This is a genomic window from Gorillibacterium sp. sgz306347, assembly GCF_059735245.1.
In genome coordinates, this window is sequence record NZ_JCAPET010000030.1 from 33,136 (window position 1) to 58,250 (window position 25,115).

Here is a 25,115-nt window from a genome sequence, read left to right on the forward strand (position 1 = left end):
GTTTAATGGCTCAGGCAACAGAACCATTTAAGAACAATTTCAAAGGCTCCCCCGGGAAGGACAACAGTCCGCACGGGGGAGCTTTTTTCGCATGCCCACCCGTTTTCAAGATGGCGTTAACCCGTTTGCCTGTCCCTGCATACACTGACCGTAAGCTAAGCTTGCGCGGGGAGGCGTTGACAATGAAACGGGCAACGAAAGCGGCCGCCGTCCTGACGCTTGCGGCCTCACTGGTCCTTCCGGGCTGCGGGGCAAAGGACGAATCGGCCGTCAAGCTGGGGGAAGTGACCCGCTCGCTGTTTTATGCGCCGCAATACGTGGCGCTTTCGCAAGGTTTTTTTGAAGACGAAGGCTTGCAGGTGGAGCTCCAGACGACGGCGGGCGGCGACAAAACGATGACCGCCATTCTTTCCGGCACGGTGGACATCGGGCTGGTCGGTTCCGAAACCTCGATTTATGTGCTTCAGCAGGGAGCGGAAGACCCGGTCATCAATTTTGCCCAATTAACGCAGACGGACGGGACGTTTCTGTTTGCCCGGAATCCGGATGCGGGATTTGACTGGAGCGACCTGAAGGGCTCCAAGTTTCTGGGGCAGCGCAAAGGCGGCATGCCGCAAATGGCCGGCGAGTTCACTTTGAAAAAGCATGGCATCGACCCGCACAAAGACATGACGCTGATCCAAAACGTCGAGTTTGCCAACATCCCGTCGGCGTTCTCGTCGGGAACCGGCGACTATGTCCAGCTTTTCGAGCCGCAGGCGTCCATGCTGGAGCGGGAAGGAAAAGGAGCGGTGGTCGCCTCCTTCGGGGTGGAAAGCGGGCATCTGCCGTACACCGTTTACATGGCCAAAAAGAGCTTTTTGGAAAAGGACCGCGAGAAAGCGCAAAAGTTTGCCAAGGCGATCTATAAGGCACAGCGGTGGGTGGCGGAGCAGCCGGAGGAGAAGATCGTCGACGCGATCGCGGAATATTTCCCGAACACCGACCGCGACATTTTGCTCCGATCCGTGAAACGGTACAAGGAGCAAGGATCTTATGCACCCGATCCCCTGATTGAAGAAGCGGAATGGAACAACCTGCAGGATGTGATGGAATCGGCGGGCGAGCTCAAGGAACGTGCGGACTTCGGGAAGCTGGTCGATAACCGTTTTGCGGAGGAAGCCGTAAACGCGGCGGAATAGCCGGCCAAGTCCGCCGGAGAGGAAAGGAGAGGGGCGGATGCCGCTGCCCGCTTTGGAAATGAAAAATGTCACCCATGTCTATGTAACGGACAGAGGGGCTTCCCTGGCCGTTGACCGGATCAGCTTTTTCATCCAGCCGGGGGAATTTGTCAGCCTCGTCGGGCCGAGCGGCTGTGGCAAAACCACTCTGCTCTCCATCGCGGCCGGCCTGATCCGTCCGGTTCAGGGAACGGCGGAGATCGGCGGCCGCCGGGTGGAGAAGCCGAGCCTGCAGGTCGGGTACATGCTGCAGCAGGACTATCTGTTTCCCTGGCGGACGATTTTGGGCAACGTGCTGCTCGGACCCAAGGTGAGCGGCCGTTCCAGCCCGGAAAGGCGCCAGTTCGCTCTCCGGCTGCTTGACGAGCTGGGGCTCCTTGAGGTGCAGAATCAATACCCGCATCAGCTTTCCGGCGGGATGCGGCAGCGGGCGGCGCTTGCGCGCACGCTGGTCACCGAGCCGGAGGTGCTGCTGCTTGACGAGCCGTTCTCCGCTCTCGATTACCAAACCAAGCTTCAGCTGGAGGAACTGATTCTGGAAACGCTCAAGGCAACGGACAAATCGGCGCTCCTGGTCACGCATGACATCGCCGAAGCGATCGCCATGAGCGACCGTGTGCTGGTTATGGGCCGAAACCCGGGCACGATCCGCCGGGAGATCGTCATTCCCGATAAAATCCGGTTGGCCGGACCGATTGAAGCCCGCGAGCTGCCCGGCTTCCACCCGATTTTTCATGAAATCTGGCAGGAGCTGGAGGACCCGGAACGAAAGGAGGAGCGGGAATGAACGTCTGGACGGCGGAACGGGCCCGCTCGGAGTTGACCCGGGAAGCGCACCGGCAGTACAAGGCGGACAAACGGCGTTGGCGGGTAAAGGTATTCGCCTCCCAGGTTTTTCTGTTGGCGGGCTTCATCGGCTTATGGGAGTGGGCGGGACGCGGCGGCCATCTGGATGTGCTGCTGTTCAGCTATCCGAGCAAAATCGTCGCGCTGCTGGCCGACATGGCCCAGGACGGCAGTCTGTTTCCGCACCTGGAAATCACCGTGGCCGAAACGGCGATCGGGTTTGTCCTGGGCACCGTTTTGGGGACATTGATGGCGGTAGCGCTCTGGTGGTCGCCTTTTCTGGAAAAGGTGCTGGACCCGTACATGGTGGTGCTGAACAGCATGCCGAAGGTGGCGCTCGGCCCGTTGTTTATTGTAGGGCTGGGACCGGGGATGGCGGCGATCGTGGGGACTACGCTTGCGGTAACGGTTATCATCACAACGTTGGTTGTCTTTGCGGCTTTTAAGGAGGTTGACCCGAATTACAGCAAGGTTGTGCTTTTGTTCGGGGGCTCGCGGGCGCAGGTATTCCGGACCGTGATTCTGCCGGCCGCTTATCCGGCCATCGTATCGACCCTGAAGGTTAACGTGGGGCTTTCCTGGATCGGTGTCATTGTCGGGGAGTTTCTCGTTTCCACCCGCGGCCTTGGCTATCTGATCGTCTACGGCTTCCAGGTGTTCAACTTCACCCTTGTAATAGGAAGCCTGTTCCTGATCGCCATCGTCGCCGCCGTCATGTACCAGCTGGTGGCCATGCTGGAAAAATGGATGATGCGCCGGCGGTAGCGTTTTATCGCGGCCGCGGCGCATCCCGTTAGAAAACAAACTTGTACGTAAAATACACGGAGTAAAACAGAAGGCCGAAGGTCAGCAGCATGTCGACCGACCAGCGGATAACGTGGGGCCGTTTGCGGAGCGCGACCGCCCCGATGACATAAAGGGTAAACATTCCGCCGACATAACGCGGCCCGCTCAGGAGACCGGTCGGGGAGAACGAAATGAACAGATAGGCCAGCGAAAACGCCGCGACCGACATCCGCACCCCGCCGGCGTTGCGAGCAATCAGATGGAGCGCCACGAAGAAGAGAAAGATGCCGGGAATCCAGATGCCCCAGGCAAAGTTCATGTCGTTGCTGAGAATCTTGACGGTGTGGCGGGCGAGCAGATCGGCGAAAAAGCCGAATTTCTGCTTCCAGTGGTCCCGCTGATATTCCAGGAACTGAAACCAGTTGCCCGTCACCAGCTTGTTGATCAACAGGTAAATGCCGATCCCCACGACGGGAAGAAGCACCGCAACGGCGCTCCGGACAAGCCCAAGCGCGAACTTCAGGCGCTGCTTGAGCTTCCAGTGTCGGAACAAGTCATGCTCATACAAAAGCTCCAGGAAAATGGGAATGGCCAGGAGAACGCCGTGGTTCCGCGTCAAGGCCGCCAGCATGCCGAACAGGCCGGCCGCGATCCAGTGCTTTTTTTGCAGCATGTAAAAGCAAAGGATGCACATGGCGAGAAAAACGGATTCGGTATAAGCGATGCTGAAGAAAAAGGAGAACGGGAACAGCAGCATCAGCTTCGCCGCCGACAGTCCCGTTTCCGCGCTTTTGGTTTCGTTTTCGACCAGGCGCGCCAGAAAATACAACCCGATCAGCAGAAAAACATTCGAGACGATAACCCCGGCCCAAAAATAATCGTCGGTCAAATAGTGAAACGCCCGGACTAGGGCCGGGTAAAGCGGATAAAAGCAGATCGACAGTCGGTCCATGCCCTCGGTCCGGTAGCCAAATTCCGCAATGCCCAGGTAATGGATGGAATCATAACGATAAAAAGCGGCTTCCAGAGTGGGAAAAAAGGACGGCTTCGGGTCTGCGGTCACCCACTTGTCCGCATAGGCGGCGAAAGCGACCATAAGCCGGGTAACGAACCAAAGGATAGTAACGCTTCCGAGCAGCTTCCAGGCCTTCGTCGGGACAAAGCCGGGCTCTTCCGGAGAGCGGTAGATCAACCGGTCGGAACGGGGTTGAAACAGGCCGAGGCGAATTCCGAAGTATTCACGGGCAAGCTTGACCACAAGAAATCCGAGACAGGCGGCAAATGCAACGATGGAAGCGTAACGGATGAAGTCGGGTGCGAACGATGACATGCCAAAGCCCCTCTGAGTGAAATGGACAACCATTATCCCTGAGTATAAACGAACAGGGAACAAGTGGCAATGGATGGAACTGGCGGCCGGAGGGGCTGTCCGGTTGCTGTCCTTTTTTGCTTTTAGTCCAGCTCGCTTGGGGTTACAAACTCGTTCTGAACCTCGCCTTTTCCGGTTACGGCGTTTTTGATCCCGCTTTTGCGTCCATTCCGCGCTTCGCCGGTGTGGTTTGGTTTTGCTTTCTCGTCGCCGGGCCGTTTGCCTCTGCCGCTCATTCCGCTCGCCCCCTTCCCGTAAGTCGCTGCCCCTGCGGCCGCCGCCTGTATTATTTCCCCGCCCGGGGCGGCGTAACCGCCGGAGGAAGGGACTTGTTGGCCTTCCGCCAAACGCGTATACTTGCTAACAGCAGAGTTTTCGGATTTCATCCAAGGGAGAGCCGCCATGTACGCCCGCATCGTCAAGTCAACCATTGCCGCCATTCTTTCCATTTACCTGTGTTTGTATTTGAACCTGTCCAATGCCTACACCTCCGGGCTGTTTTCCATACTCGGCACCGACACGACCAAGAAGAGAAGCATGATCAGCGTGGCCGCCCGGTTTCTTGCGTCCGTGCTCGGGCTGCTTGTGGCGTCGGCCGCCTTTCTGCTGTTCGGCTTCCAGCTTTGGGTCATCGGGTTATTTTTGCTCCTGCACTACACGTTTCTTTACAAAGCGAAGCTGCAGGACGGCATTGTCATGAGCGCGGTAGTCATGCTTCATCTGTACGCCGCCCGCGAGATCACCTGGTCCCTGATCTGGAACGAAGTGCTGCTGCTGGCCATCGGTCTTGGCTTTGCCGCTATCGTGAACATCGTTTATGTGACCAAGGAAGACCGCAGGCTGCCGCAAGCGAAACAAGCGCTGGAGGACGACTTCTCCAAAATTTTTACGGAAATCTCCGAAACCCTTACCGATGTGCGGCATGTGTGGGACGGCGCGGAGCTTTTGTCCGCGATTCAATGGACCGAGGAAGGCACCCGGCTCGCCCGGGAGGCAAAGGAGAACGCGCTGTTTCAGACGCAAAATGAATGGGAAACGTATTTCCGGATGCGCAGCGAGCAGCTTCAATCGATCCAGCGGATGATGGACCTGGTCTCGCAGGTGTACGAGTCGCTTCCCCACGCAGAGGCTGTCGCCCGGCTCTTTGACGAGCTGCGGCTGGAAGTTCGCAGCCCTTATTACAAAGGCACGGTGATGGCGGGCCTGGTTGCGCTGGAAGCCGAATTCAAGAGCATGCCGCTGCCCGCGACACGCCATGAATTCGAGGTCCGGTCCGCGCTCCTTCAGCTCTGCCTGGAGCTGAAGACGTTCCTGTCCATCGCCAGGCAGCTCAAACCGAAGCGTCCGCCGGAAAAATCCGGCGGCGATTCTTCTAAAACGGAAACGGCCGGCATATCCTGAAAAGGAAGCGCCGGCCGTTTGTCGCGTAAGGGCGACCGCCCAAAAATTTCTCTTGGGGCTGTCACTCTAGACGAATGTCCTGCATACAATTTAATAGAATGATCGATTGTATGGAGGAGGTTGAACTATGTCGATCCTAGATAAAGACTTGCAATACAGGGAAATTGTAACGAAAGCGGTATGCGGCAAAGGACGCAAATTCAGTCAGGTGAGCCATTTTGTTACGCCATCTAATGCTCCAACCAGCATCCTGGGCGCTTGGCTCATCAATAACCGGTATCAGGCGGATTATACTCCGGCCGGGGTGGAAGTCACCGGAACCTATGACGTCAACATTTGGTATTCTTACGATCACAATACCAAAACGGATGTCGCCAAAGAAACGATTTCCTATGTGGATGTCGTTCCGCTTGCGTACCTCGACCGGCATCACAAGCCGTCTACGGCGGAGGTGTATGCGGAGGCGGTACAGGAGCCGAACTGCGTGGAAGCGAACATTGAAGGCGGCGGCGTCGTGATCCGCGTGGAGCGCGAGTACCGTGCCGAAATGACCGCGGAGACAAAAGTGACGGTGCTTGTTTCGCCCAATCCGCACGATTCCGATGAGAAGAATTATGATTTTGACGGCGGCGACGACCTGGAATTCGACGACCTGGACCTTGATCTTCTGGATGAAGATTTGGGTTGACCCTACATTCTATGCGGAACACGGGCAGCTGCCAAAGGCGGATGCCCTATTTTTGTGCGCGGGAGGGAGCGGCGGATGAAATGCTTTTTTTTGCACGCCGGGGAAACGGGCTCGGCCGGCTTTGGCCGGCTTCTGGCGGTTCCGCACGGAAAAAAGCTGCCCCCGGGACAGCGGTTTGACGCCGTCATGCGCTACGGCAAGCTGGCGCCGGAGCCGGAGGGCTGCGTGCTGCTGGGAGCGCTGGAACCGGTCCTGCGGGCGGAAAACCGGCATTCGGCGGAGGAGCTGCTTACGCAGAGCGGGGTGAAAACGGCATCGAAGCATGCGTTTGCCTACTTGTATGAAGTGCCCGTGTTTAACCAGCAGGTGCTCGCCGTACACGAGAAAAAGCTTCCGCCCGCCGGCATCGCCGCCGCCCCTTTTGCCAGACAGGAGACGTTCCGGGAGGTGCCGGAGGGAGAATTCGGCTACCGGGTCCGCCGTGTGGTCCGCGAAGCGGTCCGTTCCGTATATGCGCTGGGCCTGGATTACGGCGTAGTCAAGCTGGGGGTATCAACGCGCGGGGAAACGGTTGTACTGCGGGTGGAGGCCATCCCCGACCTGGCCGGTGCGCATGCCGGCCGGTTTGCCGAGGCCGTCAACCGGTTGAGCGGCGAGGACTGGGGAATGGACGGCGCGGAGAAAGTGGAGCGGATCGGTATAGAGGAGCAAGCGCAAGCTAATGAGATTAGAGAGAGCGGACAGGAAACGCTGGAAACGGCGGGAAACCCGGGAGCGGCGGAGACGATAGGAACGGCGCAAAAGCGGGAAAACGCGGTAACGGGGAAAAATGAAAGCGCGATGACGGGGAAAAAAGCGGGTATGCCGGAAGCTGGGGGAAAAGCGGAAGTAGCGGATGCGGCAGGGAAAGCGGGAACAGCGGATACCACAGGGATGGGAGGATTAGCAGAAAAAGCGGAAACTGAGGAAACAGGGGATATGGCTGGAAAAGCGGGCACAGTTGCAAAGACAGGGACGGCAGGAAAGTCGGCTTCCATCGCAACCTCGAGAGAGGACGGCACGGATGCCTGGCCGATGCCAGGGCTTTTGTTGGGAGCCGATCCGGAATTTCTGCTGGTTCGTCCCGACGGAAAGGTCGTTCCCGCAGAAAGGTTTCTGGACCGGCAAGGCAAGGTCGGCTGTGATGCCGTCGTGCTCGGCGACCGGCGCGTCATTGTGCCGCTGGCCGAGCTGCGGCCGGAGCCCAGCCCGACGCCGGCCGGTTTGGTGGCGGGCCTGCGCCGGACGATGCGGCTGGCCGCCCGCAAAATCGGCGATGCGGAGCTGGAATGGCGCGCGGGCGGCATGCCGGTGAAGGGATTGCCGCTCGGCGGGCACATCCATTTCAGCGGCGTACCGCTCACCGGCCGGCTGCTGCGCGCGCTGGACAATTACGTCGCGCTCCCGCTCATGCTGGCGGAGAGCGACGATTCGCGCCGGCGCCGCCCCCGCTACGGTCGGCTCGGCGAATGCCGCCGCAAGCGCCACGGCGGCTTTGAATACCGCGCGCTGCCGAGCTGGCTGGCCGCGCCCTGGCTGGCCGGCGCCGTGCTCGCGCTCGCGTGGCTCGCGGCCCGGCACTGGCGCGAGCTGCGGCAGGAGCCGCTGCGCCATCCCGCGCTGCGCCGGATGTTTTACACCGGCGACAAGGAGCGGCTGCGGCCCGCCGCCCGCAAGCTATGGGCCGAGCTGGAGGCGCTCCCCGAGTACGGGGCGTACGCGGAAGAGCTCGGCCGGCTGAAGGCCGCGTCGCTTGGCGAAGCCCCGCTCGCGGACAGCGAGGATTTCCGGGCCGCCTGGGGCATCGGCCCGGCCGACTATCCGCCGGCGGCGCTGGACCGGCCTGCCGGCATCCCGGCAGCTCCAGGCCCGCAGCTGCGAAGATTGGTGGAGGATAGGAGTACGCTTCCCTCCCCTTCGGCAGCCCCGGCTGGGCAATTGCAATATGCGGCAGCAGAAGGGGGAGCGCCGCCCTCCCCCCACGCGGCAGGCCTTCCGCCGCGAAGCGTGCCGGCGTTACAGGGGCGGCAGTCCCCGCCGGGTTCGGGTGCGGCGCTGGACCGGCCGGCACATGCGGATTCATCGGCGGCGAGGGAAACCGCCCGGATCGTGCGGACGCCGGCGCATAGTGTGGCTTCGCCGCTTCCGGTACGCGAGCGGATAACCCGTAACAGCGGAAGCTGCTTCAAGGAGGACCGCCGGCCGGCGCAGGCCAAAGCGGCTGCCGCGTTGTTATTTATCTGAATTCGCAGTCATACACGGTCGAATCATCCCGGAAAATCACGTTAAAAGGGAATGCTTGGCTCTAACGGTTGTGAGCGAGCTTATTGTCCCCAAAACGGCAGATTTAAGAATGTAACGGTTGCCACGGAGCTTATTTGGCTGGGAGAGGGGGCGTTTTGGTCTTTTTGGGGCAAATAAGCGCTGCCACAACCGTTAGAAATGGAAATAGGGGTTTTTTGGGCGAATAAGCGCTGTGGCAACCGTTAGCCACCCATGCCCTGGCGGGCACCACAGACTATGACGTTGTGTTTTTTTCAGGGTAGAAAATAAAAAAGCTCCATTTGCGGCAAATAAGCTCAAATACATCCGTTAGAACAGCAAGCCCTGTTTTTCACCAGGCGGATGTAGCGGTGGCGATATCCGTTTCTGCATGCGGAGGAAAATGATCGGAGAGAAGCTGCATTTTCACTAAAAACGATGCCCTATTAATCACGGTTTGCTGAACCGGCAGGACTCATCCTCGCCGGTTTTTTTGTTTTCGTAAAAGGAGTACACGAAGTTTTTGGGGTCCGAAAATTCTTCGGAGATGGTGCCAATGCCGAGTCGGATTATTACTTTCCGCCAACGTCCGGAGCCGGAGCACGCATACTTTTCTCATTGCCGAAAAACAAAAAATCCACTACAGTGAAAAGAAGAACGCATCCAAATGACGGAAAATGTCGGGTGGATTTATTCCACGGCTGTACCGTTAACGGAAAGGACGGAAAAGCAATGGAACGGTGGGAATACAAAACGATGAAATACCAGACCGGCGGGTTTCTGGGAGGGAAAGTTGATACCCGGGAATTTGAAGACGGGTTAAACTTGCATGGCGAACAGGGGTGGGAGCTTGTGTCCTGCTTTGATACAAGTCTGGGACAGGGCGCATCCAGAGATATCATTGTCGTGTTTAAACGAAAAAAGCACAACGGCTAGCAGGTAAGAGTCGGCCTTATGACAAGGCCCATAAGTAAAAAGCGTGAAAGCGGAGGAACTCCCTTGTCGGAAAACGTCAAGCTTTATACCGTTTGCATGATTGCCAAAGAGGAAAATATCCTGCTTCTGGACCGGCAGCACGATTCCTTTAGTGGGTTTATCGCGCCAGGGGGAAAAGTAGAGTACCCCGAAAGCCCCATTCAGTGCGCCATCCGGGAAGTGAAGGAAGAGACAGGCCTGACAGTCAGAAATTTAACGTTTAAAGGCATTGCGGAATTCATGAATCCGAACCGGGAACGGTATTTGATCTTTAATTATCTGACCTGTGACTTTGAAGGGGAGCTGCTGGAGAACAGCAGAGAAGGCAAGCCTCGCTGGGTGCCTTTGGCGGAAATCGGGCGTATCGAAATGCAGGAGAATTTTCGCAGACGGGTTCCCCTCTTTTTTGAAGCGGGCACGTTTGAAACCCATATGAACCGGTACGAAGCAGGCATGCTGGACGAGCATGTGATCAAAAGCTGAGCGCGGAAAGGAAAACTCATGCAGCCTGTAATCAGAAAAGCGACCTTCGAGGACTGCCGGGCGTTAAGCCGCTTGATGTCCCAACTGCTGAATCGGGAAATTACGGAAGCCGTCATGCGGAACAGGGTGGCGTTTGTGGAACGGAGCCCGTTGGATCAGCTGTATGTCTATGAAGAAGCGGGTCAGGTTTTGGGAGCCATGGCATTTCGCGTACGCGAAAGCGTGGAGGACATTATCCGGTACGGGGAAGTTTCCGTTCTTGTGGTGGACCGGGAGGCCAAACGAAAAGGGATCGGAAGGGCGCTCATGGAGTTCGCGGACGTTCTCTCAAGGGATCACGATTGCAAGGGCACCTGGCTGGTGTCCGGCACTCACCGGGCGGAGGAAGCCCACCGTTTTTACAAAGAGCTGGGGTTTGAAATCACCGGCTCCCGCTTCGTCAAAAACTTTCGCTAGAACAGCGCACCTGGTCATCGCATACGCTTTGGCTTCGGTGCGTTTTTATAGCTAAAAAAGATGTATTTACAGGGAGAGCATGCGGATGGAAACAAATGTACAAGAAACACAAAACGGGAAGTATTCATATGGGCCTTCGGGGCTCGGCGGCTGGCTGGTCCTGGTTCAAATCGGACTTTATTTATCCTGCCTGATAACGTTAATCCAGTTGTTTCAATTTCATCTGCCGATGTTCGGAAATGGGACCTGGGAGCTCCTTACGTCCCGCGATAGCGTCTTTTATCATCGCTTGTGGGCGCCCGCTCTTCCCTTTGAAATGGGTGCAAATCTTGTGATCATCGCCTTTTGCGTTTCCATCCTGGTCCACTTCTATCAGAAAAAAACCGCCACTCCCCGGTTGATGATCATCTTGTTGATCGGGAATCTGGCTCTTTTCATCATCGACTATAGTTTGCTGCAGCTCATTCCGCTTGTCCGGGAAGTAAAGGACACGGATTCGCTGAAAGAATTGATTCGGTCTGTGTTCGCCTGTCTGATCTGGATTCCGTATTTTTTGAAATCGGTACGGGTGCAAAACACCTTTGTCCGGTAAGAGGTGGAGTTTCGTATGGAAAAAAGCAAGATTTTGCGGATATTGGACGGCTTGCCGGAGGAAGACTTAGAAGAGGTTTACCAGCATTGTCTTTTGATAGAACAGCGGAATGTTTTTGAAAAGCAAACAGTCAGGAATAGAGCGATTGTAACGGAATTGCCGCATGAATCCCTTCGCATTATTACATTATGGGACTGGTCGTTTGCAGGATTAGTGAGCGAGGATATCAAGAAGGCGATTTTCTACGAAGCATTTAAATGGCATGTATTCAGTTACAAAAAGGTAGGCTGCCTGGAAGGGCGGAAGGCGAGAGAAGCTTTTGACGCCATACCGAAAGAGGAAGTTTATGTGATGGATCAGCATTCTCCGGTCGTTTTGCTGTATCGGAATGCAAAGGCTATTGCCGCAGCGGATTTTGATGAAAAGCATGATGTATATGTGTTCGATACGGAATTTTCCTGGACCTATGTTCGTACGCATGAGGAACTGTGCGGGCCGTATTTTTATAAAGCAAAGCAAGCGGCCGTTACTCCGGGTTGATTCGTTATACGACCGGAAAATGCTGGTCCACACGGCTGGCCGAATTTTTTTCTGGGGGTAATCAGGACTTTATGCAGCTGGCTCAATTGTGTCGAATGGCCTTTTATCGCCGGTTTCACAGGCTGCCAAAGCGTCTGGGAACCGGTCGGTTTCGATTCTTTTTCGCGTATGACGAAACGTCCATAGAAGAGCTCGCTCAGACTCTGGAGACGAATGCGGATCGAATTGACGCTCACTTTGGCCGCCGTTTGGCCGGTAAAATTAACGTCTCTCTTTACCCTGATCTTGCGTCCTTTCATTATTATGCGTGCGGCCAGTCTGGTGGAAACCGAAGGGTAGTTCATTTAATCAAAAAGGAGAACGAACATGATTGCAGCGATTTTTGCGGTGCTGGTGATTGCAGTTCTTTTACTGATGGAAATCAGCGTCACGCTTCGAAAACAGGCGGCCTCCAGCAAAGAGATCGAAACGGCCATTTACAAACTCATTGAGGTAAAGCAAAGGGATAAAAACTAATTCCTAAAGGAGAACAGCATGAAAAAGTTCAGGGGGATTTAGTTCAGCTTGATTCTCATCTTCCTGGCTGGTTTTGCAGGATACCGGTATTATATGGCTCATCACTCTAGCAAAGCGATTCTTCAGAATGCAATAGACCAAAAGGGATATGACTTGTTCACCAAAGATGAAAAGGTCCCCGTTCGGATTTTTATAGATCCGAAATGGTTGGCCCTGAAGCCGGGAGAACAAAGGGAAGTGGAAAAAACGGTATATGATCAGCATCATACAAAAATAATACTCGATAATGTTCGGGACAGAGGAACCGACTTGTATTTTAGCTTCCAAACGAGCTTTGATCTGGCGTATAAACGCGGAGAGTTTCTTTACGACGGCGTGGTTCATGAGGACGATTCTGTTACGAGCCCGGCGGGACAATTCCAACTTTTCGACCTTGATGGAAACGAGATTCAAATCGGACCGGGCTTCGGACCGGGATCGGATTTTGGTTTTGCCGTCGATCCGGCTTTCCAAGACAGGCTGGCAAACGGCTTCTATCTGATTGCTGACTATGCATTGTATGGTTATGAGAAAAGTTAAATCATTGATAACGCGTAACGATTGGAGGCCGTATGGGAATGGCATGGATTATTGAACCGGCGCAAGCGGACACCTTCGACATCGTAGCCGGATTGATGGTAGACTTATGGCCGGACAACGACAAGGCAGGCATGCTGCGCGAATGCCGGGAATTCGCGGCTTCCGGGAGCGATCTGCTGCTCTTGATCCGCCCGGAAGGGGAGCCGGATTATGCCGGGTTCGTCCATTTCTCCATTCGGGCCGATTACGTGGAGGGAGCCGACTCCAGCCCCATTGGCTACGTGGAGGGGGTATACATACGGCCGGAATATCGGAAACGGGGAGCCGCAAAAGCGCTCCTGCGTGCAGGCGAAGTGTGGGCGCGCAGCAAAGGATGCCGGCAGGTGGCGTCCGATATCGAATTGACGAATACAGTCAGCTATCGTTTTCACCTTCAGGCAGGGTTTGCGGAAGCGAATCGGATCATTTGCTTTATTAAGGACATAAAGGATTCCGCCCCATGATCAAAAAATACCGGGGGCTTTTCATCTTCGCCATCATCCCGTTGGCCGTCGTCGCATGGTTTCTGTACACGCGGTTTGGTCTGGACATGTATGAGAAGGTGGGGGACCGGATTTATTTTGAAGACCGGGTTTATGTATGGAGCAAGGGAGGGCCGCCAAGTGAGGATGAAATCGGCAAAAACATCGGCATTGCGGTCGAGGGGCAGCGAACCTTTACCGATCTTATCTGGCCGTTTTGGGTAAGCTCGTACAAAAACGACAAAGTGAGGGAACGTATTTTTGTAAGGGGTCTGATGGACGTCGAATCGGAGTACAAGCTTCAGGAATAACAAGCAGACGAAAGAGGCTGACCGCATGACAAATGAGAAGACATTGGTTTACCTGGTCCGGCATGGACAAACCGAATGGAATGTGGAGCACCGGCTGCAGGGGCACCGGGACTCCGCGCTCACGGAGCTCGGGGTGAAGCAGGCGGAATGGCTGGCGGAATCGATGCAGGCCGAACCGATCGATGTCATTTACACAAGCCCAAGCAAACGGGCGAGCCGTACGGCCGCTATCATTCGCGGACCGCGCGACCTCGAAATTCGGGAGAGCGAAGCGTTTATGGAAATCAATCTGGGTGTCTGGGAAGGCATGCGGCAGGAGGAGGCCAAAGAGCGGTACCCGGAGGCGTTCGAGCATTTCTGGCACGACCCGGAAAGCTTCCGGGTCGAAGGCGGCGAGACGTTTCAGGAGGTTTCCCGGCGGGCGCTAGAGCAGTTAAACCGATTGGTGGCGGAGCATCCGGGAAAAGCGATTCTGATCGTTACGCATACCGTTGTGGTCAAAGTGCTTATGGCGTTTTTCGAGAATCGCCCGTTTCGCGAGCTTTGGAATCCCCCTTACATTCATCCGGCCTGCTTGTGCAAAATCGAACTGGATGCGGACCGGCCCACCATTTTGCTGCATGCGGACATCGCGCATTACCGGGAACGTCCGACGGCCGGATAACGTATAAACCGAACAGGCTGTCGGATCAAAAAAAGGGTGGGGCTATGAAACAAAGGTATACGACCAAGCTGACCAGGCGGGAATGCGTTCAAGCGCTGAGGGATTGTGTGGATTTTATCTCCTTGTCGTTCGGTGACGAGCGGTATACCGGATGGAGCAAAGCCGGGTTTTTTACTGTGGTTTACCGTGATGGGGTCTACCGGCGGAACAATGCTTTTTTCAACAAGGCCATAGGCCGGATCTACACAAAAGCGGGAAGGACGCGGGTCGCTTTTGTGCTCTTTCGCGGACTGACGGACCCGGTGTCGGTTCTGTCCGGTTTGTTGCTTGTAACGATGCTGCTCTTGATTGAATTTGGTTGGACGATGCTGCCGCTAATCGCCGGTCTTTCTGCGATTGCCTACCTGCTGGTAGGAATCATAACGTGGGCCTATACGAGCTTTTCGGAAACCGGGAGGGAGAACGAGCGGCAGCTTAAAGAGTTTCTGGAGCGCATCTTCGAGCTGGAAGCGGATGGAACGGGAGCGGAGTAAAGAAAGTGGCAACAAGCGCGGCTTAAATCGAAAATACAATCATCACGGAGGACCCTATGGACCGCATTACTTTTCAATACAGCGCATATTTAAAGCAGGCCATTCAAACTTACTTCTGGAAATCGGCCAAGATAAGATTGTTTTTCGGTATCGGGATTTTGGTTTTCTTATTTTTCCTCTATTCGCTGATCGATCAATATACGAGCCAGAAGCTGATTTTGACCTTGGTCGTCTTCTTTTTGCTGGTTTATTTTTACGTCAAAAGCTGCTACATCATGCCCGCCAAAGTGGCACGGGACAAGCGGTATCAAAAAGAGTTCACCCTGTCTTTTGGTAAGAAGGGCGCTGCCTTAAGCTCGGAAGACAGCCATTCCGAAATGGAGTGGAGTATGTTTAAGAACCTCTGGGAAACGAAATCGTTTTTTTATCTTTTTCATCATAATCAGGGGTTTTGGTTTGTTCCTAAAGAAGCTTTTGCTTCGTCCGAGCAGGAGGAACACTTTCGGCGCCTCGCTTCAGGCGTCACCAAATCCCAAAAATAGAAGCCGAGGGATGCGATTGCGGGCGGGCGGGAAACGGCGAAGCTGCTTTGCCTTCTTTTCTGCTGGGAAGCCTGGCACCGGACGCGATTCACATGAGGCCGGGAACAGGAAGGGAGGACAAACGGGGCACGCACCTGGGAGGCTTCCGACAAGAGGCCACAGCTTGGGAACAGGTTTACCGTGATTTCCTCCTACTTAAAGAAGAGGAGAACTGGAAATGGTTTTTCAAAGGTTATTTCACTCATTTGCTGACGGATTATATTTGGGAGCATGAGGTTTATGAAGCTTTTCAAAAGCACCCGGCGATAAAGCAGCTCTCCCCGGCGCAGATACGCACCGCCTTTTCACGACATGGAGCCATTGCTGAGTCGAAGGGAAATCAATTATTGGCGTTGGCGGACCATCCACTGGTTAAGACGTGGTCGGGATAGCGAGCCAGCAAAAATTTTGACGGAGGGACAACAGGATGACCATCATCAACAAAGCGAACGCAGCTCATTATCAGTGGGGGCAAGCCTGTGACGGATGGAGGCTGATCGACCGGGAAGAACAGAGTCTCATTGAGGAACGGATGCCTCCCGGAACCTCGGAAATCCGGCATTACCACAACCGGGCGCGGCAGTTTTTCTTTGTTTTATCCGGCACCTTAACGCTGGAAGTAGGGGGGACGGAATACACCCTGCACGAAAGAGACGGGCTTGCCATTGAGCCGCTTCAGCCTCACCAGGTAATGAACCGTTCGGAGAACGACGTCGAGTTTCTGGTTCTTTCGACGCCCCGCACGCGGGGGGACCGGGTTGCAGCGGAGAACGCCTAGCCGGGAAAGAACCGCGGCGGCCGGCTGCGGATAGGCTTGCAAAGATGGAAACCTTGCCGGATGAGACGCTAGTGGCGCTCGTTGCGGCAAGGTTTATTTGTTCGGCGTTACTTTGCGCCAAACAGGAATCGGCCGCTTGCACGGACCTGTCCGCTTCTTGCTGGGATCCGGTCTGCAGCAAGCCAAAGCGGTATGAAACATGGTATAATGGAACGAGCTAGCAAGGGTTTGGAGGATGGTTTTCGTTGAAATATACGCCCATGATCGAGCAATATTTGGCTGTCAAGGCGGAAGTGCCGGACGCCTTTTTGTTTTTTCGCCTCGGCGATTTCTATGAAATGTTTTTTGAGGATGCGCTGCAAGCGTCCCGCGAGCTGGAGCTGACGCTGACCGGCCGCGAAGGGGGCGGGGGCGAGCGGGTGCCGATGTGCGGCGTTCCCTACCATTCGGCTGAAAGCTACATAACGCGGCTTATCGAGAAAGGGTATAAAGTCGCGATCTGCGAGCAGATGGAGGACCCGGCCACGACCAAAGGCATGGTGCGGCGGGAGATCGTGCGCATCGTAACGCCCGGCACGCTGATGGAAGGCAAGCTGTTGAGCGATACGGCGAACAATTACATTGCGTCCGTTTCGCTTGCCGGCGACCGGTTCGGCTTTGCCGTCTGCGACCTCACAACCGGTGAGCTTTACGCCACTGTGCTGGACCGTTCGCTGGAACGGCTTGCGGATGAAGTGACCACGTATTCGCCTGCCGAGCTGCTGGCGTATGGAGAGGCGCTGGCGGCTTATCGCGAGGCGCAGCAGAACGGGGCGGGCGGCGCGCTGACCACCGATTGGAACCGCCGGGACGAAGCGTTCGCCCGCGCGCATTTCGGCGGAGATATACTGGACCGGCTGGAGCCGGCGGCCCGGGAAGCGGTTGTGCTCCTGATGACCTACCTGAAGGAAACGCAAAAGCGCTCGCTCGGCCACATTACCGGCGTCCGTGTGTACGGCTCCGAAGAATACATGACGATGGACCCGTTCACGAGGCGCAACCTGGAGCTGACCGAGACGGTTCGGGAGCGGGCCAAAAAAGGCTCGCTTCTGTGGCTGCTCGACAAGACCGAGACGGCGATGGGCGGGCGGATGCTGCGCCGCTGGATCGAAAAGCCGCTGTACAGCCGCACGCGGATCGACGAGCGGCTGGAAGCGGTGGAGAAGCTGGTCGCGAAGCTGATCGAACGCGAAGAGCTGCGCGGCGTGCTGCGCGAGGTATACGACCTGGAGCGGCTCGTGGCCCGGGTTTCCTACGGGAGCGCGAACGGGCGCGATCTGGCCGCTCTCCGGCGCTCGCTGGAGCAAATGCCCGCCTTCCAGGCCGCCTGCCTGGCGTCGGGATCGGAGACGCTGCGCCGTATTGCCGAGCGGCTGGACACCTGCGGCGATGTGAGCGATTGGATCGCCGCAACGCTTGTCGACGATCCGCCAATCTCGATTAAGGAAGGCGGGTTGATCCGCGAAGGCTGCCACGAGCATCTGGACCGGCTGAAGGAAGCGAGCCGGAACGGCAAAGCGTGGATCGCGGCGCTGGAAAGCCAGGAGCGGGAGCGGACCGGCATCAAGTCGCTGAAGATCGGGTTTAACAAAGTGTTCGGCTATTACATTGAAGTGACCCGCTCTCACCTGGCGTCGATCCCGGAAGGGCTCTACGAGCGTAAACAGACGCTTGCCAACGCCGAGCGCTACATCACGCCCGAGCTGAAGGAAAAGGAATCGCTCATACTGGAAGCGGAAGAAAAAATGTTCGGCATCGAATATGAGCTGTTCTGCGAGCTGCGCGACCGGATCGCCGGGGAAACCCGGCGGCTGCAAAAGCTGGCCGAGGCCGTGGCTTCGGTCGATGTGCTGCAATCGTTCGCGGCGGTCAGCGCGGCGGGCCGGTTCGTCCGCCCGAAGGTAACCGACGGCTTCGACCTTGTGGTGGAGGAAGGTCGGCATCCGGTCGTCGAAGCGGTGATGGGAGATCAGGCGTTTATCGCGAACGGAACCAATCTGACGCGCGAGGAGTCGCGCATTCTGCTGATTACCGGGCCAAACATGGCCGGGAAAAGCACGTATATGCGGCAGGTGGCCGTGCTCTGCATCATGGCGCAGATCGGCTGCTTTGTGCCGGCCGAACGGGCGGAGCTGCCGCTTGTGGACCGAATTTTTACCCGCATCGGGGCGGCGGACGATCTGATCGGCGGGCAGAGCACGTTTATGGTCGAGATGATGGACATCCGGGCCATGACGGAAAAAGCCACGCCGCGAAGCCTGGTCATCATCGATGAGCTGGGCCGGGGTACGTCGACCGGAGAAGGGATGGCCATTGCGCAGGCCGTCATCGAGTTTCTGCATGACCGGGTCGGCTGCAAAACGCTGGTATCGACGCATTTTCACGAGCTGGCGCATCTGGAGGAGAGCCTGGCCCATTTGCACAACTACTGCATGGCCGTCAAGGAAAGCGGCCAGCAGGTCACCTTCCTGCGCAAGCTGATCCGCGGCGCCGCCAGCACCAGCTACGGCATCTATTGCGCGCGCATCGCGGGGCTGCCGGAGGAAGTGATCGAGCGCTCGTACGCGCTCCTGAACGTATTCGAGGCGCGCGCCGAGGAGCAGGCGGCGCTGGCGGAAGCGGCGGCGGAAGGCGGAAGGCTGCCGCAGGAATTCCGCAGGCCGGAAGCGGACGAGGCAGCCCGAACGACAACCGGCGGCAGCTCGGAAGCGCAGAGGGCTGCCCTAGCGGAGCCCCTGCATCCTGCGGGAAGCGGGGCTGCTCAAGCGGAAGAAACCGGCGCTTTCGCTGCCGGTTCGCTGCACGCAGCGGCTGCGCGGGAGGAACGACCGGAGACGTCGAGCGGCGCGGGTCCGGAGCCTTCGGCCTTCACGGATGCGGTCGTGCAGCTTGATTTGTTCGGTCCGGCAGCCCGGTCGCCAGAAGCGGGGACTTCCCCAAAAGCGGATGCCAAGCTGCAGAAGCTGGCCGATCGGCTGCGCAGCGCCGACCTGATCAACATGACGCCGATTCAGGCGATGAATTTCCTGTTCGAGCTGAAGCAAAAGCTGGCCGACAAGGCGTAAGGAGGGAATGCGAGTGGGCAAGATCAACGTGCTGGACGAGCATATCGCAAACCAGATCGCCGCGGGCGAGGTGGTCGAGCGGCCTTCGTCCGTTGTGAAGGAGCTGGTCGAGAACTCCGTCGACGCCGGCAGCACCCGCATCGACGTCGCCATCGAGGAAGGCGGCTTGACGCTGATCCGGGTGACGGACAACGGCTCCGGCATCGCCCCGGACGATTCCGAGCTTGCGTTCGCCCGTCACGCCACGAGTAAAATCGCCAAGGGCAAGGATCTGTTTCAGATCCGCACGCTCGGCTTCCGGGGCGAAGCCCTGCCCAGCATCGCGGCCGTAGCCAAGGTGGAATGCCTGACGTCGGACCGGACCGACGGGCTCGGCCGGCGGATCGTGATCGAGGGCGGCACGCTCGCGGCGGCGGAGGAAGCCGCCTCTCCTCGGGGCACGGACATCCGCGTAAAGGAGCTTTTCTACAACACGCCCGCCCGGCTGAAATACATGAAGACCATTCAGACCGAGCTCGGGCATGTATCCGATTATATGTATCGGCTGGCCATGGCTCACCCCGAGGTTGCGTTTACCCTGAAGCATAACGGCCACACGCTGCTGCAAACGCAGGGAAACGGCGATTTGCTGAATGTGCTTGCTGCGGTATACGGAACGGCGACTGCAAAAAGCATGGTGCCGGTCGAAGGGGAAGACCTGGATTACCGGATTACGGGTTACGTGTCCAAGCCGGAAACGACCCGGACCGGCCGGTCGGCTCTTTCGCTCGTTGTAAACGGGCGGTACATCCGCAGCTTCGCTTTGACCCAGGCGATCCTTCGGGCGTACCATACGCTTCTGCCGGTCAACCGCTACCCGGTCGGCGTGCTGCATTTCGAGATGGAGCCGTCGCTGCTCGACGTGAACGTTCATCCTTCCAAACTTGAGGTCCGGTTCAGCAAGGAGGCTGAGCTGCTGGCGCTGACCGAAAAGGCGGTGCGGGAAGCGCTCGGCCGTGAATCGCTGATCCCGAAGGGCGGCGTCAAAACGCCGGTGGGCAAAAATGCGGTAGTACAGGAGCAGTTTGCACTGTACCGGCCCGGCGCGGGAGAGCAGGCGCCTTTGCCGCCCGAACCGCCGGAGGAAAGCGGAGGCCGCATGCCGTGGAGCGAGGCCGGGCAAACCGGTCCGGCGGCGGAAGGAGGGACGGGCGGAGACTTCGGCCGTCCCGTTTCGGAGGCTGCGGGGAGAACGGAGTCCCGCCAGCCGGACGGCGGCGCCGACGAGCGCCGCAGCCGAAGCTGGCCGCCCGAAGCGCGCCCGTTTTCCGGGGGGGCGAGCCGTTCGGCAAGCGAACGGGAGCCGGCTCCCGCGACCTTTTCCCCGGGAGAAGCGGGGGAAAGAGGGAGCGGAAGCGGCCCGTACGCGCAGCTGCCGCTGTCGCCGCCGAATGAGCCGGCCTTGTCCGGCGGACTGCCCGGAAGCAGGCCGGCATCCGGCGGCTCCGCGGCCGGTGTTCGCCCGGCGGGCGGACGGTCCGGAACGCGCCGCGAAGCGGGCTTCAACCCGGCGTTGTTTGCCGCCGCCCAAAAGGCCGCCACAGCCGCACCGGAGGCGCCGGCGTTTCCGGCGCTCGACCCGGTCGGCCAGCTGCACGGCACTTACCTGGTCGCGCAGAATGCGGACGGCATGTATCTGATCGACCAGCATGCGGCGCACGAGCGGATCAATTACGAGTATTACCGCAGCCTGTTTGGCAAGCCGTTGGAAGCAAGCCAGGAGCTTCTGCTGCCGCTGACGCTGGAGTTCACCGGCGCCGAAGCGGCGGCGCTGAGCGGGAGGCTCCATTTGCTGGAGCAGGCCGGCGTTTACCTGGAGCCGTTCGGCGGCTCCTCGTTCCTGGTCCGCGCCTACCCGCACTGGCTCCCCAAAGGCGAGGAAAAAGACCTGGTCATGGAAATGATCGAATGGGTCATCGGGGGCAAGCAGACGGTGGACATCGCCGGTCTGCGCGACGCCGCCGCCGCAATGTGCTCCTGCAAGGCATCCATCAAAGCCAACCAGAACATGACCCGTCCCGAGATGGAAGCGCTGCTTGACCGCCTGGCGGCCTGCCGCAATCCGTACACGTGCCCGCACGGACGGCCGATTCTGGTCAGCTTCAGCACCTATGAGCTGGAAAAGATGTTTAAACGGGTCATGTAAGAAACAAGAACCGCCACAGCGCCGTTTTGCGGAGCCTTTCCGCGAAACGGCGTTTTTCGCATGCCCGCACGGCTAGCTCCCGAATTTTGCTTGTTTCTCTTTTACGTTCCAGGGGTAAGAACTGAGCAGCCCTATGGACAACTAGATAAGAGGAGGAGCAGCAATGAAATTCAGAAAAGGTTTGACTCCCGTTTTTGCCGCCATGCTCGGGACTGCGGTTCTTCTTTCCGGGTGCGGAGAGGACTTGAACGCGGATTCCTCCGCAGGCAGCGCATCGGGAGAAGGCGGAAAAATCGAGCTGGACTTCTGGACCTTTTGGGGATCGGAGACACGCCGGCCGATTATCGAGAAGATTATCGACGACTTCAACAATTCGCAAGACCGGATCGTGGTCAAACATACCTATTACCCCTTCGGCGACATTTGGACGAAATCGCTGGCGGCTGTCGCGGCAGGCAACCCGCCCGATGTAATCATCAACAGCATCGAAGAGGTCGGAAGCCGGGCAACCAAAAACCAGAACACCGATTTGTCTACATACATGCAGCAGGAAAGCATCGAGGACCGCTTTTTCCCGGAGCTGTGGGACAAGGTGGTGCATGACGGCAAAGCGTACGCGCTGCCGTTCAATACGGATACCCGGATGATGTTCTACAACAAAACCCTTTTCCGCGAAGCGGGGCTGGACCCGGAAAACTTCCCGAATACGTGGGACGAGCTGGAGCAGGCCGCAATCAAGCTGGATAAAAAAGACGGAGACCGCTACACCACGGTCGGGTACGCGCCGCAGTTCGGCGGCTTCGACTGGAAGGCGATCGCCGTCAATTTCGACGGGGGAACCGGCTGGTTTGACGACAACAATCAGCCTGCGATCAACACGCCGGCCAAGGTGGACGCCCTGAATTACGTGCTGCGCTACCGCGACCGGATCGGGCAGCAGAATATCGACGCCTTTAAAGCGGAGTTCGGCTCGCAGCAGGCGAATCCGTTCATTGCCGGCAAAGTGGCCATCTGGCCGGACGTGACGACGTTCTACACGCAAATCCGCGACTACGGCAAGGATCTGGACTTCGGCGTCGCGCCGATTCCGGAGGTTTCCGACGGTGCGGGGCACTGGAGCTCCGGCGGCGGCTTTGTAGTGGAAATTCCGTACGGCGCCAAAAATCCGGAAGCTTCCTATGAGTTCATGAAGTACCTGACGGACGTACAGGCGCAAACCTACTGGGCGCAAAAGAACTACGACAACGTGGCCAACAAGGAAGCGTCCAATAACGCCGATCTGCAAAAAGACCCCATTTACAAGGCTTCGGTTGAGAACCTGGAAGTTACCAAGATCTATCCGCGTCCGCTCGCAGCCCCCGATTTTCAAACGATGCTGGACCCGCAGGGCGACGCCGCCATGCTCGGCCAGACGGACGCCAAAGGCGCGCTCGACAAGGCGCAGAGCGACATTGAAAATATGGTCAAGCAAAACCAATAAACCGGGAGCGGGTGGTTGGGGCGTGAAGCCCGCCACCCGTTTTCCCCTTATCCCTTCTTGTAAATCCGTGCAAAGGAGAGCTGTATATGGCGGCCGTTCGTCCTTTCAAAAAACAACACAGCAAGCTGAGAAGAAAGGAGGCCCTTTCCGGCTTCCTTTTTATCTCCCCCTGGATCGTCGGTTTTCTGGCGTTCACCCTGGGGCCGATGCTGTTTTCCCTTTATGCCAGCTTCACGAATTACGACATTACGTCCCGTATGGACTGGGTGGGCTTGCGCAACTACGATACGATGTTTTACCATGATCCGCTGTTCTGGAAGTCCTTGAAGAACACTCTGTTTTACGTAGCGTTCAGCGTGCCGACCGTTACCATCGGCTCCCTGCTGCTCGCCACGATGCTGAATCAGCGGGTGCCGGGGATGAAGATTTTCCGCACCATTTTTTATTTGCCGTCCGTGCTGTCCGGCGTGGCCGTTTTCCTGCTTTGGATGATGCTGCTGAATCCGGGCGCGGGGCTCGTCAATGTGGCGCTCGGCTGGTTCGGCATCGAAGGGCCCGCCTGGCTGGCCGATCCGGCCTGGACCAAGCCGGCCATCATTCTGATGAAGCTGTGGGGCGTCGGCGGCGGCATGCTGCTTTACCTGGCGACGCTGCAAAATGTGCCGCATCACCTTTATGAAGCCGCCGAGCTGGACGGGGCGGGGGCGCTGCGGAAGTTTTGGCATGTGACGCTGCCGATGATCACCCCTGTGCTGCTCTTTGAGCTGATCACCAACCTCATCGCCGGGTTCCAGATTTTCCAGGAAGGGTATGTGATGGCGCTCGACCCGAACACGCCGGGCTCGCCGATGAACTCGCTGCTCTTTTACAACCTGCACATGTTCAACAAAGCGTTCCGGGTATACCAAATGGGGTATGCGTCGGCCATGGCCTGGTTCCTGTTCGTGATCGTGCTTGTTCTCACGCTGGTCAATCTCGCCTTGTCCAAATATTGGGTTCATTATGAAGAGGGGGATCGGCGATGAGCGTTTCGACATCCATGACGCGGGTCCGCTATTTTGAAAACCGCAAAAACCGGCTACGGCTGCGAAACTTCATCCTGCTGGCTATCATGATCGGCTTCAGCGCCATCATTTTGGCGCCGTTTTGGTGGATGATTTCGACTTCCCTGAAGCCGATCCAGGAGATCATGACCTATCCGCCGACCTATTTTCCGCAAGAGTTTCAATGGAGCAACTATCTGCAGGCGTGGGAAAAAGGCAATTTCGGCCGGTACACGCTTAACACGCTTTTTCTGGCCTCCGTTGCGGTGATCTCCCACGTGCTGTCCAATTCGTTTATCGCCTACGGGTTTGCCCGGATTCGCTTTCCCGGGCGGGACGTGCTGTTTTCCATCGTGCTGGCGACCATGATGATCCCCGGCTTTTGCACCTTGATCCCGCAGTACATCCTGTTTTCGAAGCTGGGCTGGGTCGGCACCTATTTGCCGTTGATGGTTCCGGGCTTTTTCGGCTCGGCGTTCCAGATCTTTTTGCTCCGCCAGTTTTACCGGACCATTCCGAACGATTTGCTGGAAGCAGCCAAAATCGACGGGGCCGGGCACTTCTACATCTGGAGCCGCATCATGATTCCGCTCGCCAAGCCGGCGATTATCGTCATCGCCATTTCGGCCTTCCAGGGCGCCTGGAACGACTTTCTGGGGCCGCTGCTGTACGTCAACAAAGAGTCGATGTTCAATTTGCAAATCGGCCTGCAAGCCTTCAAGGGGACGGAAGCGACCCAGTGGCATTACCTGATGGCGGGCTCGCTAATGGTGCTGCTGCCGGTGCTGGTGCTGTTCTTTGTTTTCCAGCGGTATTTTATCGAAGGCATGAACATCACGTCCGGGACCAAAGGCTGAGCGAAAAAGAAAACACAAGCTGTCCCGTTAGTCGGAATTGCCCGGCTCGGGGCAGCTTGTTTCTTGCCGCGGCTTCTTGCCGGCGGCTGGTTTTGGTTTGGCGGCCTCAGAGCGTATCCGTTGCGGCACCGGATTGCCCGTTTGGTTGCGCGAACGGTTGCCACGGAGGTTATTTGCCCCAAAAAGAGGGGCTGGGAATTGTAACGGTTGCCACAGAGGCTATTTACTGTTTTTTCGCTTGTTTTTGGGCGTTTTATCCTAAATAAGCGCTGTGGCAACCGTTAGCCACCCATGCCCTGGCGGGCA

27 protein-coding genes are annotated in these 25,115 nt (G+C 57.4%); 25 read left to right on the forward strand and 2 right to left on the reverse strand.

Annotated features, from left to right (window positions below; translation table 11 throughout):
- Nucleotides 1-182: 182 nt before the first annotated feature.
- From AC6I6H_RS15880 to AC6I6H_RS15890, 3 genes are read left to right on the forward strand one after another with little or no spacing between them, the layout of a single operon-like run.
- Nucleotides 183-1,181: an ABC transporter substrate-binding protein gene (locus tag AC6I6H_RS15880; RefSeq protein WP_497954931.1), complete on the forward strand. Its 999-nt coding sequence runs from the start codon at nt 183-185 to the stop codon at nt 1,179-1,181.
- 37 nt (nt 1,182-1,218) lie between these two features.
- Nucleotides 1,219-2,007 (forward strand): ABC transporter ATP-binding protein, encoded by a 789-nt coding sequence (locus AC6I6H_RS15885; protein ID WP_497954932.1) that lies wholly within the window; start codon nt 1,219-1,221, stop codon nt 2,005-2,007.
- Nucleotides 2,004-2,831 (forward strand): ABC transporter permease, encoded by an 828-nt coding sequence (locus AC6I6H_RS15890; protein ID WP_497954933.1) that lies wholly within the window; start codon nt 2,004-2,006, stop codon nt 2,829-2,831. The genes AC6I6H_RS15885 and AC6I6H_RS15890 overlap by 4 nt, the downstream gene beginning before the upstream one ends.
- A gap of 28 nt (nt 2,832-2,859) precedes the next feature.
- Here the strand turns inward: AC6I6H_RS15890 and AC6I6H_RS15895 are convergent, their stop codons facing one another.
- Complete coding sequence (locus AC6I6H_RS15895) at nt 2,860-4,182, reverse strand: glycosyltransferase family 39 protein (protein ID WP_497954934.1); 1,323 nt, start codon at nt 4,180-4,182, stop codon at nt 2,860-2,862.
- Nucleotides 4,183-4,304: 122 nt separating this feature from the next.
- Nucleotides 4,305-4,457 carry a hypothetical protein gene (locus AC6I6H_RS15900; RefSeq protein WP_497954935.1) on the reverse strand — a complete coding sequence of 51 codons (153 nt, stop codon included), beginning with the start codon at nt 4,455-4,457 and terminating at the stop codon, nt 4,305-4,307.
- Between the two features lie 166 nt (nt 4,458-4,623).
- Between AC6I6H_RS15900 and AC6I6H_RS15905 the strand changes: the two genes are divergently transcribed.
- From AC6I6H_RS15905 to AC6I6H_RS16010, 22 genes are all read left to right on the forward strand, one after another.
- Complete coding sequence (locus AC6I6H_RS15905; protein WP_497954936.1) at nt 4,624-5,622, forward strand: aromatic acid exporter family protein; 999 nt, start codon at nt 4,624-4,626, stop codon at nt 5,620-5,622.
- A gap of 127 nt (nt 5,623-5,749) precedes the next feature.
- Nucleotides 5,750-6,310, forward strand: a complete 561-nt coding sequence (cotE, locus tag AC6I6H_RS15910) for an outer spore coat protein CotE (protein WP_497954937.1) — start codon at nt 5,750-5,752, stop codon at nt 6,308-6,310.
- A 75-nt stretch (nt 6,311-6,385) separates the two neighbouring features.
- Nucleotides 6,386-8,593 carry a putative amidoligase domain-containing protein gene (locus tag AC6I6H_RS15915; protein ID WP_497954938.1) on the forward strand — a complete coding sequence of 736 codons (2,208 nt, stop codon included), beginning with the start codon at nt 6,386-6,388 and terminating at the stop codon, nt 8,591-8,593.
- A 750-nt stretch (nt 8,594-9,343) separates the two neighbouring features.
- Entirely contained in the window at nt 9,344-9,547 is a 204-nt protein-coding gene (locus tag AC6I6H_RS15920; RefSeq protein WP_497954939.1) for a DUF4177 domain-containing protein, read from the forward strand.
- A 63-nt stretch (nt 9,548-9,610) separates the two neighbouring features.
- Nucleotides 9,611-10,069 (forward strand): 8-oxo-dGTP diphosphatase, encoded by a 459-nt coding sequence (locus AC6I6H_RS15925; protein WP_497954940.1) that lies wholly within the window; start codon nt 9,611-9,613, stop codon nt 10,067-10,069.
- A gap of 18 nt (nt 10,070-10,087) precedes the next feature.
- Nucleotides 10,088-10,525 carry a GNAT family N-acetyltransferase gene (locus AC6I6H_RS15930; RefSeq protein WP_497954941.1) on the forward strand — a complete coding sequence of 146 codons (438 nt, stop codon included), beginning with the start codon at nt 10,088-10,090 and terminating at the stop codon, nt 10,523-10,525.
- A gap of 85 nt (nt 10,526-10,610) precedes the next feature.
- Complete coding sequence (locus AC6I6H_RS15935; protein ID WP_497954942.1) at nt 10,611-11,117, forward strand: DUF2569 domain-containing protein; 507 nt, start codon at nt 10,611-10,613, stop codon at nt 11,115-11,117.
- A gap of 15 nt (nt 11,118-11,132) precedes the next feature.
- Nucleotides 11,133-11,657 carry a DUF4275 family protein gene (locus AC6I6H_RS15940; RefSeq protein WP_497954943.1) on the forward strand — a complete coding sequence of 175 codons (525 nt, stop codon included), beginning with the start codon at nt 11,133-11,135 and terminating at the stop codon, nt 11,655-11,657.
- Nucleotides 11,658-12,023: 366 nt separating this feature from the next.
- Nucleotides 12,024-12,173 carry a hypothetical protein gene (locus AC6I6H_RS15945; protein WP_497954944.1) on the forward strand — a complete coding sequence of 50 codons (150 nt, stop codon included), beginning with the start codon at nt 12,024-12,026 and terminating at the stop codon, nt 12,171-12,173.
- Nucleotides 12,174-12,221: 48 nt separating this feature from the next.
- Complete coding sequence (locus tag AC6I6H_RS15950; RefSeq protein ID WP_497954945.1) at nt 12,222-12,752, forward strand: hypothetical protein; 531 nt, start codon at nt 12,222-12,224, stop codon at nt 12,750-12,752.
- Nucleotides 12,753-12,790: 38 nt separating this feature from the next.
- On the forward strand, nt 12,791-13,255 hold the full coding sequence (aac(6'), locus tag AC6I6H_RS15955) for an aminoglycoside 6'-N-acetyltransferase (protein ID WP_497954946.1): 465 nt from the start codon (nt 12,791-12,793) through the stop codon (nt 13,253-13,255).
- Nucleotides 13,252-13,584 (forward strand): hypothetical protein, encoded by a 333-nt coding sequence (locus tag AC6I6H_RS15960; protein WP_497954947.1) that lies wholly within the window; start codon nt 13,252-13,254, stop codon nt 13,582-13,584. Before aac(6') ends, AC6I6H_RS15960 begins: the two co-directional genes overlap by 4 nt.
- Nucleotides 13,585-13,609: 25 nt before the next feature.
- Nucleotides 13,610-14,248, forward strand: a complete 639-nt coding sequence (locus AC6I6H_RS15965) for a histidine phosphatase family protein (protein ID WP_497954948.1) — start codon at nt 13,610-13,612, stop codon at nt 14,246-14,248.
- A gap of 44 nt (nt 14,249-14,292) precedes the next feature.
- Nucleotides 14,293-14,781 carry a hypothetical protein gene (locus AC6I6H_RS15970; protein WP_497954949.1) on the forward strand — a complete coding sequence of 163 codons (489 nt, stop codon included), beginning with the start codon at nt 14,293-14,295 and terminating at the stop codon, nt 14,779-14,781.
- Nucleotides 14,782-14,837: 56 nt separating this feature from the next.
- Nucleotides 14,838-15,323, forward strand: a complete 486-nt coding sequence (locus tag AC6I6H_RS15975) for a YcxB family protein (protein WP_497954950.1) — start codon at nt 14,838-14,840, stop codon at nt 15,321-15,323.
- Nucleotides 15,324-15,370: 47 nt separating this feature from the next.
- A complete protein-coding gene (locus tag AC6I6H_RS15980; RefSeq protein WP_497954951.1) occupies nt 15,371-15,754 on the forward strand; it encodes a zinc dependent phospholipase C family protein in 384 nt (127 codons plus the stop codon).
- Nucleotides 15,755-15,789: 35 nt separating this feature from the next.
- A complete protein-coding gene (locus AC6I6H_RS15985; protein ID WP_497954952.1) occupies nt 15,790-16,140 on the forward strand; it encodes a cupin domain-containing protein in 351 nt (116 codons plus the stop codon).
- Nucleotides 16,141-16,400: 260 nt separating this feature from the next.
- Nucleotides 16,401-19,244, forward strand: coding sequence for a DNA mismatch repair protein MutS (mutS, locus tag AC6I6H_RS15990; RefSeq protein ID WP_497954959.1), 2,844 nt, complete (start codon nt 16,401-16,403; stop codon nt 19,242-19,244).
- Nucleotides 19,245-19,257: 13 nt separating this feature from the next.
- Nucleotides 19,258-21,429: a DNA mismatch repair endonuclease MutL gene (mutL, locus tag AC6I6H_RS15995; protein WP_497954953.1), complete on the forward strand. Its 2,172-nt coding sequence runs from the start codon at nt 19,258-19,260 to the stop codon at nt 21,427-21,429.
- A 163-nt stretch (nt 21,430-21,592) separates the two neighbouring features.
- On the forward strand, nt 21,593-22,909 hold the full coding sequence (locus tag AC6I6H_RS16000; RefSeq protein WP_497954954.1) for an ABC transporter substrate-binding protein: 1,317 nt from the start codon (nt 21,593-21,595) through the stop codon (nt 22,907-22,909).
- 86 nt (nt 22,910-22,995) lie between these two features.
- On the forward strand, nt 22,996-23,934 hold the full coding sequence (locus AC6I6H_RS16005; RefSeq protein ID WP_497954955.1) for a carbohydrate ABC transporter permease: 939 nt from the start codon (nt 22,996-22,998) through the stop codon (nt 23,932-23,934).
- Complete coding sequence (locus tag AC6I6H_RS16010) at nt 23,931-24,809, forward strand: carbohydrate ABC transporter permease (RefSeq protein WP_497954956.1); 879 nt, start codon at nt 23,931-23,933, stop codon at nt 24,807-24,809. The genes AC6I6H_RS16005 and AC6I6H_RS16010 overlap by 4 nt, the downstream gene beginning before the upstream one ends.
- Nucleotides 24,810-25,115: the final 306 nt, after the last annotated feature.